General features: G+C 42.1%; 10 protein-coding genes. 5 read left to right on the top strand and 5 right to left on the bottom strand.

Going from position 1 to position 12,627, the window contains the following annotated elements:
• Nucleotides 1-11 precede the first annotated feature (11 nt).
• From gldB to HUW48_RS02860, 3 genes are all read left to right on the top strand, one after another.
• A complete protein-coding gene (gldB, locus tag HUW48_RS02850; protein ID WP_246343671.1) occupies nucleotides 12-1,022 on the top strand; it encodes a gliding motility lipoprotein GldB in 1,011 nt (336 codons plus the stop codon).
• Between the two features lie 40 nt (nucleotides 1,023-1,062).
• Nucleotides 1,063-1,599 carry a hypothetical protein gene (locus tag HUW48_RS02855; RefSeq protein ID WP_182414236.1) on the top strand — a complete coding sequence of 179 codons (537 nt, stop codon included), beginning with the start codon at nucleotides 1,063-1,065 and terminating at the stop codon, nucleotides 1,597-1,599.
• Nucleotides 1,600-1,847: 248 nt separating this feature from the next.
• Complete coding sequence (locus HUW48_RS02860) at nucleotides 1,848-4,610, top strand: WD40/YVTN/BNR-like repeat-containing protein (RefSeq protein WP_182414237.1); 2,763 nt, start codon at nucleotides 1,848-1,850, stop codon at nucleotides 4,608-4,610.
• Nucleotides 4,611-5,007: 397 nt separating this feature from the next.
• Here the strand turns inward: HUW48_RS02860 and hemB are convergent, their stop codons facing one another.
• From hemB to HUW48_RS02885, 5 genes are all read right to left on the bottom strand, one after another.
• A complete protein-coding gene (gene hemB / locus HUW48_RS02865) occupies nucleotides 5,008-5,988 on the bottom strand; it encodes a porphobilinogen synthase (RefSeq protein ID WP_182414238.1) in 981 nt (326 codons plus the stop codon).
• Nucleotides 5,989-6,209: 221 nt separating this feature from the next.
• Complete coding sequence (locus HUW48_RS02870) at nucleotides 6,210-7,127, bottom strand: FAD:protein FMN transferase (protein WP_182414239.1); 918 nt, start codon at nucleotides 7,125-7,127, stop codon at nucleotides 6,210-6,212.
• A gap of 139 nt (nucleotides 7,128-7,266) precedes the next feature.
• Nucleotides 7,267-7,980, bottom strand: a complete 714-nt coding sequence (locus tag HUW48_RS02875; RefSeq protein WP_182414240.1) for an SAM-dependent methyltransferase — start codon at nucleotides 7,978-7,980, stop codon at nucleotides 7,267-7,269.
• Nucleotides 7,981-7,984: 4 nt separating this feature from the next.
• Entirely contained in the window at nucleotides 7,985-8,746 is a 762-nt protein-coding gene (locus HUW48_RS02880; protein WP_182414241.1) for an alpha/beta fold hydrolase, read from the bottom strand.
• Between the two features lie 213 nt (nucleotides 8,747-8,959).
• Nucleotides 8,960-10,498, bottom strand: coding sequence for an outer membrane protein assembly factor BamB family protein (locus tag HUW48_RS02885; RefSeq protein WP_182414242.1), 1,539 nt, complete (start codon nucleotides 10,496-10,498; stop codon nucleotides 8,960-8,962).
• Between the two features lie 270 nt (nucleotides 10,499-10,768).
• Here HUW48_RS02885 and HUW48_RS02890 point away from each other — a divergent pair, with 270 nt between their 5' ends.
• Nucleotides 10,769-11,230 carry a RidA family protein gene (locus HUW48_RS02890; RefSeq protein ID WP_182414243.1) on the top strand — a complete coding sequence of 154 codons (462 nt, stop codon included), beginning with the start codon at nucleotides 10,769-10,771 and terminating at the stop codon, nucleotides 11,228-11,230.
• A gap of 119 nt (nucleotides 11,231-11,349) precedes the next feature.
• Nucleotides 11,350-12,570, top strand: coding sequence for an aminotransferase class V-fold PLP-dependent enzyme (locus HUW48_RS02895; RefSeq protein ID WP_182414244.1), 1,221 nt, complete (start codon nucleotides 11,350-11,352; stop codon nucleotides 12,568-12,570).
• Nucleotides 12,571-12,627 lie beyond the last annotated feature (57 nt).

Consider the following 12,627-nt stretch of genomic DNA (forward strand, 5'->3'; position numbering starts at 1 on the left):
TTTTGTAGCAAATGTATTTAATAAAACATAGCCAAATATTTGTTTTTCTTTCTTTGTTGTTGGTATTCAGTTGCCAGAAAAAATCCTGCGAAATTGATTCCAGAATTGCTGCCATTAACATTAATCTGCCAATACAACGGCTGGAAAAAGCTTTATACGCCAGTAAATCAAAAGAAGATGTGCAACGCTTCTTACAGGCAAATTCTTTATTCGCTCGGAAGTACCTGCAAGTTGATGCTAACCATTTAGATAACAACTTAATAAACTCCCTTTATGGTCTGGTTACCAATCCGCAATTAAGTAAATTTGTAACCGAAACCGAGAAGACTTTTGGTAATCTGGAGCCTCAGCAACGCGATTTAGTAACGGCATTTAAGCACATTAAATATTATTATCCGAAAACAAACTTACCGCAGGTCCAAACTTTTGTATCGGGCTTACTGGGGCCGGATTTAGTGGTGAGCGATAGCATAATTGTACTGGGTCTGGATTATTTTGTGGGTGATAAAGCTAGTTATCGACCTAAACAACCCAATTACATTTTGGACCGCTACAAACCACAAAATTTAATTCCGGCGGTAATGCTGCAGCAATCGGCCAAATTTAACTCCACGGATTTAGACGATAAACGCATGATGGCTCAGATGATCTATTACGGAAAGTCGTACTACTTTACACAACATGTTTTGCCCTGTACCCCTGATTCTACCATAATTGGTTTCTCGGACCAGCAAATTGCCGATGTGCAATACAATGAGGGTAAAATTTGGGCGCATTTAGTAGAGAAAAATTTACTTTTTGAAACCAATCATTTTAAAACGGGCAAATACCTGGAAGAACGCCCCACCGTACCGGAGATTGATGCCAAATGCCCGGGAAGAATTGGCCGGTGGGTAGGCTGGCAAATTGTGCGGAAATACATGGAAGAAAATCCGGAAGTTACTTTGCCGCAGCTTATGGCGGAAAAAGATGCCCAAAAGATTTTTAATAATTCGCATTATAAACCGAAGCGCAGGAGTTAAAAGCAAAAGGTTAAACTGCTTAAGAAAGAGAAGGAGCTAGATGAAAATACTTATTAAATGGGTAACTGTGTGCTTATGGTCTGTTGTATTGTTATGGGGTTGCAAATTAACGGCTCAGCAAAAAACAGAAGCGGAACTACCCGTTACTACCGAAAACCAAATGCCTGAGAAGAAAAAAGCGCCACCTTTACCTATAAAGCAAAGTAACCAGCAAGCAGCGGCGCCGGCTATTTCTCCCGGGCATTGCCGCATCATTGGGAAAGTAATTGCTATTTCGCCGGAACCGGAAGCCGGAGTTACCGGTATTTGTGGTCAGGTACCTTGCCGGGCTAAAGTAAAAATTCAAAAGATATTGGGCTACGGACATTCCTTTAATCAAACGCTGGCCGTAGACCAAGAAATAAACGCTTATTTTACTTTTTCTTTACAACCTTCGGCTAAACTGTTGCCAAACATGACCACCCCTTTACCCGGTTTAAAAATAGGTAGTTCTTTTCAGGCTGATATTTCACCGGGTGCGGAGATGGTTGGCACCACTTCGCCTTGGTACCAGGTGGCAGTTTATCAAATTCCTTAACCCTTAAGCGGTCACTATATGCTTCTTTAGTGCTTTTTAAAGTAAGGTTTTGTAACTGATAAATGGCAAAACCTGGGCTTGCATTGTTAGGTAGATACCAGTAACTTATACTTCAGACTAGAAAAAAACATTCCTTTATTACTTACCTTTTGGGCATAATGCATTCATCAACTAGGAATCGCTACCTGTTATCTATATTTTTCTTACTTATTGTTTTTTGTGGTGCGTTTTATTTTTCTACTAAAACAATGCTGAGGGGTAAAGACGCGCAATCTGCTTCTTACTACATTCACCGCATCAAGAAAAAAGTAAAATCTGAAATTGGCTCAGAGGAAGATCCGGGTGCCCGTGCCCGTTATGAATTTGACAGATTAAAAAATCCGTTTACCGGAGATATTCCGGAAAATATCCGCGCGAAAGAATTAAGCTTTGCTGCTAAATTACCGCGCAACACAGCTTTATTGCAGTATAAAAATGTAAATCCGGCAGCCAGGCAACTAATTGCCGACTGGGACCAACGTGGTCCGTATAATGTAGGCGGGCGTACGCGGGCCTTAGCTATTGATGTGGCCGACGAGAATGTAATTTTAGCCGGTGGGGTTTCGGGTGGTATGTGGCGTTCTACGGATAATGGCGTGTCGTGGGAAAAAACAACGGAACCTAGTATGCTGCACAGCGTTTCCGCCTTAGCGCAAGACACGCGTCCGGGTAAAACAAATATTTGGTACCATGGCAGCGGCGAGTTGGAGGGTAATTCGGCAGCAGCGCCTTCGGCCAATTACCGGGGCAACGGAATCTATAAATCAACAAATAATGGAATATCCTGGCAAATTCTACCCTCTACACAAACTACCGACGTAACCACCTTTAATAACGTTTTTCAGTGGAGTTGGCGATTGGTCACGAACCCGGCTAATGTTAATCAGGATGAAGTATACGTGGCTACGATTGGCGGTATTCAACGTTCCGTGAATGGCGGCACTACCTGGACGAATGCCTTAGGCACGAACAGTGCCGTACAAAGTAATAATTACTCCCGTTATACCGATATTGCCATTAGTAGTCAAGGAGTGCGTTATGCTACCATGAGCGAAATTACAACCAGCGGTAGCGGCAGCTCACCCCAAAAAGGCATATTTCGGTCAACGGAAGGCACCAACTGGATTAATATAACCCCAGCTAAATTTCCGGAAGGATTTGAACGGATTGTGCTGGCTATTGCGCCTTCCAACGAAAACATAGTTTATTTCCTGGCTCATACTCCCAATTTTGGTAAGTTTGATGCCAGTATCTGGAAATATACCTATATTTCTGGTGATGGTAGCGGAGCGGGCGGTACCTGGGAAGATCGATCGGCTAACGTACCTGATTTTTCGAAAGATATAGGAGATTACAATGCTCAGGATAATTATAATATGCTTATTCAGGTGAAACCTGATAATCCGAACATAGTTTTTATTGGAGGTACCAACTTGTATGTGTCCAGAAATGGGTTTGCTACTGGTAATCAAACGCGCTGGATTGGTGGTTACCTGGAAAATGTAGATTGGTATCCCAACCATCACCCGGACCAACATGCTTTGGTATTTTATCCATCTAACCCAAACCGGATTCTTTCCGGGCACGATGGAGGACTTAGCCGGGCTAATAATATTAATACTTCCGATTCCATCCGCTACGAAGATTTAAACCGGGGATATATTACCACCCAATGCTATAGTATTGCCATTAACTTAAACGAACAAGAAAACGATATTCTGGGCGGATTTCAGGATAACGGCTCTTGGGTAACGCAAAACAACAGTGCGACCACTAACTGGAGTAATTTGTTTTTCGGCGATGGTGCTACTACTGCTATTACTAAAAATTCCTGGATTGTTTCAGCTCAGGAAGGTTTTATTGTGCGATACGCTTTTAGTAATACAAACGAATTTTTAGGTTATGCACAGCTTAATCCAGCGGGAGTAGAAGGTTACGAATTTATTAATCCGTACCTTATTGATCCGAATAACCAATTTGTAATGTATTTGCCCAAAGGGGATACCTTGTACCGCAACAGCGATATTTCAGCTATTCCGTTGTCCAAAGGGGATTTAAACGAAGAAACTCCTAATTGGCGCATCATAAGCACCGTCGATCCTTCTTTATCCCGACGCATCACCGCAGTAGCAGTAAGTAAAACACCCGCTGATATTGTTTATTTTGGTACGGATAATGGCAAGTTATTTAAGTTAACCAACCCGGGAGGAGCCACTCCAGCCAGAACTACTATTACCGGAACTAATTTCCCGCCAGGTTATATTTCTTGTATTGCGGTAAATCCAGCCGATGCCAACGAAGTAATAGTTACATTTTCTAACTATGGGGTACTTAGTTTATTTCAAACCAAAGATGGCGGTACTACCTGGGTAGCAGTGGCCGGTAATTTAGAACAAAGACCTGATGGCACCGGAAATGGCCCTTCTACCCGTTGGGTAAGTATTTTACCTTCTACAACCGGTGGTCAAACCAAGTATTTTGTAGGAACCAGTACCGGCTTATACGCTACGGCTAACTTACAAGGCGAACAAACCATTTGGCTGAAAGAAGGCCAGACTACCATTGGCGATGTTCCGGTGGATATGGTTTTATCCCGGTCGGTAGATAACCTGGTGGCAGTAGGAACCCACGGTAATGGCGTATACACGGTAAATTATAACGTAGATATTGAAAGCCCGGCAGCAACCGATCAGATTGCGGTAAAAGCTTACCCTTCTCCGTTTACGGTAAATAAACCGATAACCATTGAGTATACCATACCGCGGCAAAGCCGGGTAATTATTAAAATTTACGATGTGGCGGGGCGGCTTATAACCACTTTATTAGACGAAAGCAAACAACCCGGTAACAACACTGTGCAATGGAATGGCCGCTCATCTACGGGAGCACAGGTGCATCGGGGAATGTATTTGTATACCGTTGCTACAGCCAACGATATGGAGTCGGGGAAGGTGCTGTTTTTAGGTGATTAAAAAAGTGGATATTATTTATTATCACCACTCTAAATATAAGGCGCTTATATCTACTTATTTAATTCAAGGTAAGTAGTTTGAATTTTAGTAAATAATCAGAGTTAAGCACTGGTTTTCTACTTAATACTATTGTGTTTTGAATCGTTAAAGGAAAATCCTTTAGATACTAGAAGTTAAACTTTACAGCTGTTCCGCATTTTAGAAGTTTATTTATTATCGGGTTATTTTAGTAACCATTAGTTAGTTGCAAAGTCCTATATGGTGGTGAGGATAAACTCTTAGGCGAAATTTTTACTTTTTTTAATGCGAAACAGCTTTTAAATAGTTAAAGATTACATAAAACAGAAAGGCCAGCTGTATTTAGCTGGCCTTTCTGTTTTATGGAGGTACTTAATTGTTAGCCTTTTTTTAAATATTGAGCGGCTTCTTTGGCAAAATAAGTGAGAATAATATCGGCACCAGCCCGTTTCATACTTAGTAAACATTCCATCATGGCTTTTTCGCCATCAATCCAACCATTTTGGGCTGCCGCTTTTACCATAGCGTACTCACCGCTTACATTATAAGCGGCAATGGGTAAATGTGAATTGTCGCGCAACAGTTTAATAATATCCAGATAGGCTAAAGCTGGTTTTACCATTAAATAATCGGCTCCTTCGGCGGTGTCTAACTCAGCTTCCAGTAAAGCCTCCCGGCTATTCGCGGGGTTCATCTGGTACGTTTTCTTATCGCCAAATTTTGGGGCAGAATCAAGAGCATCGCGGAACGGACCGTAGAAAGCACCTGCATATTTAGCGGTATAGCTCATAATAGCTACATTCTGAAATCCATTTCGATCTAACTGCTCGCGAATAAAGCCAACCCGGCCATCCATCATGTCGGATGGAGCAATAATATCGGCACCTGCGCGGGCTTGTTCTAAAGCCATTTTGGCCAGTATTTCTAAAGTCGCATCGTTTAAAATTTCGCCATTATCTACAATACCGTCGTGACCATCGGAAGAGTAGGGGTCCATAGCCACATCGGTTACTAAAATCACGTCCGGAAAATTTCTTTTTACTTCCCGGATAAAAGAAGGAAATAAGCCTTCAGGATTAAAGCTTTCGGACGCAAACCGGTCTTTTTTACTTTCCTGAATATTGGGGAAAGGTGCAAAGGCTTTCACGCCAAGGTCTACGCAAGACGCAATTTCGTCGAGCATTCTATCGGTAGAGTACCGGGCAATGCCGGGTATCGAGGTAATTTCTACTTTCTTGTTTTCCCCTTCCAGCACAAAAATGGGGAATATTAAATCGTTAACGGTAAGGTTATTTTCCTGAACCAGGTTCCGGATTACTTCTGTTCTCCGGTTCCGGCGCGGACGTCTGGTTAAGTTCATGTGGTAAATATTATTTTAGTTTATAGGTTGCCATCAACCGCTTACTTATACCACAAAGTTTAGACTTATGCCGTTCCCTTGCAAGTAAAATTAGTATTCTGTTTATGGTTTAAACCTAAAGAAGAAGTTCATTTGAATAGTATGTCTTCTGAGTAGGGGTACGTTAAGCAAATTTAATATACTGTCTGTTCCACCATAAACGGTGCTTTATTCTAACCCACTTACTTAACCCACTTTAAAAGTTGGAAGCGGCGCGATTGATGTTGCTTAATAGTGCTGCTAACGTTGTTTACAATGGCCGCAGCTGCTTTGGGTGTGTGATTGGCTAACTCTATACTTTGCTCTATAGGTAAAACACTTAAAGCTGTAGAAAGCCAATCGGCATCGGTGCCGTTTTTAGCTATTATGGTTACCAGTCGCTGGTCCGTAAGGCCTAGGCCGGTAAAAGGATTAATAATGTGCGAATAGCGTTGGCCGTTTAGCTCTACAAATTGGTACAAATCACCGGAAGTAGCAACGCCGCCGTGTTTCAGATAAATTTGCTTACCGCCTATGTAATTAGTTTCGTTGCCAATGCTTAAATCAATTTCCCAGCCTTTAGTAGCAGGTGGCGCTTTACTTACCCGGATGTTTCCACCGCCATCTATCAGGGCTATTTTTATTCTATTTTGTCGCAAAACTTCCATGGCTTCATCTACGGCGTAGCCTTTGCCAATGGCGCCCAAATCTAACTGCATATTGGGTACCAGTAATTGCGCGGTTTTATGTTGCTTATTTAAAATTAAATGCTGGTAGCCAGTTGCCGCTTTAGCCTTGGCTAACGCTTCGGGACTTGGAAGTTGCTGTTTCCTACGGCTTCGTCGCCAAAGTTGCACCAATGGGCCTACGGTTATATCGAAAGCTCCTTCTGTTTTTTGGGCAACCTCTTGTGAAATTTGTAAGATCTGCCACAAGTCCGGACTTAATTTTACTTTTTTACCCGTACCTGCTGTTACCGAAAGCTGATTTAGTTCGCTATCCGGAATATAGTCGCTCATTACTTGGTTTAACTGGTCTACGCGGTTAAAAGCGGCTTCAGCGGCTGATTGGGCCTGAGTTGCAGAGCGAGCATACAGAACTATCCGGAAAACAGTACCCATTTGCGGGTGGCTGTACTCATACCGTTGGAGAGGTAATTTTTTATTTGTTCCTGCGGTTTTGGCAAAATTAAAAACTGGTATAAACCAAAATAGAAAAAGGAAAAACCAAGACCGAAAGAACATTAACAAAAATAGTAAACTATGAGCGGTAAATTAAGAAAACCGTGGGCTGCTTATGAATGTCGGGTAAATTGCCTTGCCAATTCGCGATGGTATTGGTTTTGATAAATTCGTTCGGGCCGGTAATATTGGTGGCAATGCAAAGGCGGGTAGTAGGGTGAAGCTGTTGCAATAAATCGGTGAGCATTTGATTGTTGCGGTAAGGCGTTTCCATAAAGATTTGCGTTTGGTCGCGCTGCAGCATTTCTTTTTCTAAATTCCGGATGGCCTGTACCCGGTCTTTTTTCTCGATGGGCAAATACCCGTGAAAAGCAAACGACTGCCCGTTAAAACCAGAACCCATCAGGGCCATTAATATCGACGATGGACCTACTAAGGGCACTACTTTTATTCCGGCGCGATGCGCCAATTTTACTACTTCGGCACCCGGGTCAGCTACGCCGGGGCAGCCAGCTTCCGAAATAATACCGGCGTTTTGCCCCTTGGTAATCGGCTCTAAAGCTTTTTTAACTTCTGCTTCCGAAGAGTTTTTATCAATTACGGTAATCAGCAACGATTCAATAACTTTATCGGTAGCCATGGTTTTAATATAACGCCGGGCTGTGCGGGCGTTTTCCACGATAAAGTACGAAAGTCCGGAAATGCACTGCGTTACTTGCGCCGGAATAACGGCCGCCGCAGTATCCTCGGCAAGTATGGTGGGAATAAGGTAAATTATACCGGGTGTAGGCATGCCGTTAACGGATAAAATCTACAACCAACTGGTAAAACTTTTCAGGCGCTTCGGCGTGTACCCAGTGGCCAGCATTCTCCACAGCGACAATTTGCGACTGCGGAAATAAACGTTGAATAGCTGGATAGTCTTTTTCCTGTATGTAGCGGGAGTTGCCTCCTTTTATAAACAATGTAGGTTTAGTAAATGGTACTTCAGCAGTAATTTCGCGGCCTATTTCTTCAATGTTTTGTTCAATTGAGGCTAAATTCATGCGCCAGCCAAAGGTGTTATCTTCTTTTCGGTAAAGGTTTTTTAGCAAAAATAACCGCGTATCTGCTTCTGGAATATAAGGTAACAGAGCAGCTTCTGCCTCGCTACGGCTGGTCATGGTGCTTATATTAATGGCATTTAATCCGTTAATAATATCTTGGTGGTGCACAGGGTAAGGACGCGGAGCTATATCTACCACAATTAATTTATTTACTTTTTCAGGATAGCTGAGAGCAAAGTTCATGGCTGCTTTACCACCCATCGAATGACCCATCACAACCGGATTAACTAACTGGTGGTCGGTTATAAATTCTGCTAAATCTTCGACCATTAAGTCGTGATTAAAATCAGTACTGTGCGGCGAGCGACCGTGGTTTCGTAAATCGAGCAGGTATACGTGGTATTTCTGGCTCCAGTATTTAGCCAAAGTTTGCCAATTATCCGAAAGGCCAAATAAACCATGTAAGATAACAAACGGAGTGCCCTGACCTAAATCGCGGTAGTGTAATTTCATGGTTTAGTAATTCTTTTGACAACAAGAGCGAAGGTAATGGCTTTTTTACGCAGGAATCAATTTAAATTTTCAATTGGGGCTTACTTTATTGAAACAACCCACCTTAAAAGAAGTTTGTTGTTTCGGTGAAGAGAAGATTTTCGCCGGATAATTTGAATTAAATTTAACGTAAAACTTAAAACCTACTACCTACTACCTACTACTTATAACCTCTTACCGGGCCGTCGAAAACAAACCGTTACCATTAGAACCCATGTAGGCTCCCCATAGAGGCTTTTCTTTAATTTTAATGGGAGTATCAATTCGTTTTACCCGCATACCCAAAAAAGAGAGGATATCGGAATGGCTGAAATACTGGCAATGAACAATGTCCAGAAACCCATCATTATCCAAGTCGCCAATCCAGGGAGTGGAGAAAATATTTTTAAATCCGCTGGTTTGGTCAATGGTGTTAATAGATTTGTCTTTAAAGTTGATGGCTAAAAGCTTGTTTTCAATCGGGAAAGAAGATTGATTGGTTAAATCGCGGGTGCAATCATATTCATTAATGCTAATAATTGCTTCGTCCTGACCATCGTTATTTAAATCATAAACTACCGGCGAAGAAAATCCGGAACAACCTAAGGAATTTTGGTACGCTATGTGGCCGTCTTTGCCATCTATTAACATTTGCATGGTACCGGTATTTGCCGGCCAAGCGCCTTTGCTCACAAAAGTGAAGAAATCCGGAATATCATCGTCGGTGAAATAGCCCACGGCAAAACTATTACTGGATTCGGTACCCGGAATATTTTGCTTCCATAATTGTTTTTGATTTTTTCCATCTATGGCAAAAACGGTACTACCGTGCGAGATGCCTACAATATCATAATTACCATCCTGCGTTATATCGGCTAAAACCGGTGGGGCAATAAATCCGTGGCCTTTCTCGGTGGCAAGTACTTTGGACCGGTTCAATTTCTTTTCCATTAAATCAGAAAGTTTCGTGATGTACAAACTTCCTGGTATGGTTTCGCCGCCTGTGCCAAATACAATATTGTAATCCGGACTGTCGGGCTGTTTAAAGCACAACGGCGACATATACGATTCTTTTCCGTCGGGCATGGTGTCGGCGGCTAACACCAGACCAGTTTTCGCATCAATAACCATTAACACGCCCGGAAATCGGTCCGCTTCGGAATTAGGCTTGGCCTGCGCATTACCGCCGTTAAGAGCCAGTAAATCTGGCAAACCATCTTTATTTTGATCGGGAACTAAGGCAATGTTGTAAAAATTGAAACGGGCATAGCGTAAAATAGGATCTTTCTCGTACTGGTAATCATACTTCCAGATTACTTTTCCGGTTTTACCATCCAAAGCCTTTAAGTTCGGAGACCGGCCACCAATAAAAATATCTTTTACGCTGTCGCCGGAAATATCATAAAATGTAGCTGAACCATATACCTGGTCTGGAGCTTCCTGTTGCCATAATACTTCTCCGGTTTTACCATTTAAGGCCAAAATTCCTTGGTCACTTTGTTGAAATTCGTTTTTGCCCCCACCAATAACAATATCCAATACGCCATCTTTATTTAAATCTTCGGCTCTCGGCGAAGATTGCGAACCAATGGTGTAGAGGTTTTTATCCCAAACTATACTACTTTGTTTTTTCTTGGGAGCACAATTCTCCAGAGTAAGTAAAACAGCTAAACCGAAAAAGAATAAAAAGGAATAGTTGAGTTTTTTTATTTTTTTATGAAAAAGTAGGTGCATAAAAATTTAACCAGGTAAATAGAGCTTTTAATATAATACAAAAATCCAGATTCCTAAAACCAGAGTACTTGAATTCAAAAAGATACCCTCTTCGCCTGAATGCTTTTTTATGAGCATTTTGTAATAAATTACTACCATCAATTTGAGGCTTACACAAAAAGACTTGCCAATTTATTCCAGCTTTAAAGAATTTGGGGCATTGCCGGCAAAAAGTTTATATTTAGAGCAACGAATCAACTCTATTCTTCAACCAAACTTATTCAGGTACCTATGGAAAATGTACAAAGAAGATCTATTTTAAAACGATTGTTTGCTTCTGTGGCTGGTATTGCCGGTTTGGGCTTAACTAATAGCGCCAAAGCCAGTGCTCCCCTGGAAAAAGAAGTATTTAATGTGACTAATTATCAGGACGTACCTTTATTTTCGGGCTCTACTAAAATGGGTAATCTGGTTTTTGTGGCCGGCAAAGGAGCTCATTTTGAGGGTGATATTAAAGCACATACCGAGCATGTTTTAAAAGAACTGGATTCCGAACTAAAAAAAGCGGGTTCTTCTATGCAAAAGGTATTAAAGGTGAATGTGTATCTGGCTGATTTAAACGATTATAAAGCTATGAACGAAGTTTTCCGTGGACGGTTTGGCAGCAAACCACCGGTGCGTACTACAGTAGCCACTTACGGCGGCGTACCCGGCGATTCTCTGGTAGAAATGGATTGTATTGCTTACGTGTAACGAAGTAAAAGTCTGAATAGTAATTACTTCTACGAAATTGGTTTATAATATAAATACTCACAAGGAGTTTTCTACCAAAAGATTAGAGTCCGAACAACAAATAACAAACAACTACTTTCATGTTAAGCCGAAGAAAATTAATTAAACATTTGTCTGCTATTCCTTTTGTAGGCGGATTGTTGGGGCCAGCCTTACCCGTATCAGCTTCCCTGGCTGCTCCGTCCCGGAAGCGAGACTTATTTAAGGAATTAGGAGTGCGTACCTTTATTAACGCGGCAGGCACTTATACCCGCATGACCGGTTCCCTGATGCACGACGAAGTGCTGGATGCCATTAACGGCAGCGCAAAAGATTTTTGTTTGATTGATGAATTGCAGGATAAGGTAGGGGAGAAGATTGCTAAAATTGCTCACTCCGAATCAGCGGTGGTTACGTCCGGTGCCTTTGCAGGCATGACTTTAGGCCTGGCGGGCATTTTAACAGGTATGGATCAGAAAAAAATTGAAGCCTTACCCCACCTGGAATACACCGGCATGAAATCGGAAGTTATTTGCCAAAAAGGCCACGATATTGTGTATAACCATGCCCTTACCAATACTGGTTGCAAAATGGTAATGGTTGAAACCGTGGAAGATGTAGAAAAAGCTATTAACGAGCGAACAGCTTTAATGCATTTCCTGCATATCCAGTCCGACCAGGGAAAAATTCAGCACGAAGAATGGGTAGCCTTAGGTAAGAAACACAACATACCTACTTCCATTGATATTGCCGCCGATGTGCCTCCAGTAGAAAATCTCTGGCGATTTAACGACATGGGCTTCGACTTTGTGGTAATTTCAGGTGGTAAAGCTCTACGTGGCCCTCAAAGTGCAGGTATTCTAATGGGTAAAAAGGATATAATTGCCGCTGCCCGCCAGCACATGCTACCACGGGGCTATAATATTGGCCGGGGCATGAAGGTGAACAAAGAAGAAATTCTGGGCATGTACGTGGCGCTGGAGAAGTTCGTGACTCAGGACCAGAATAAAGTATGGAAACAATGGGAAGCAGGTGTCGCCCATATTGAGAATGCAGTTAAAAAAGTAGACGGTATTACTACTTCGGTTACAGCTCCGCCATTAGGTAATCATACCCCCACCCTGAAAATAGCCTGGGACCAGAGCAAAATAAAAATGAAGTCAACGGATTTGCAGGAAAAGTTGCGCATGGGAAATCCTTCCATTGAAGTAGGCGATGGTCAGGAAAACAACATTACTGTTACCGTTTGGATGTTGAAACCCGGACAGGAAAAAATAGTAGCCACCCGCCTCCGGGAAGAACTTTCCCGCGCTTCGGTTTAAGCTGCCCAGAAAGTTTAGGATTAACTTCGTTTCATTTCACTTGGATTGAAAAAATGC

Source organism: Adhaeribacter radiodurans (assembly GCF_014075995.1).
GTDB classification, from domain to species: domain Bacteria; phylum Bacteroidota; class Bacteroidia; order Cytophagales; family Hymenobacteraceae; genus Adhaeribacter; species Adhaeribacter radiodurans.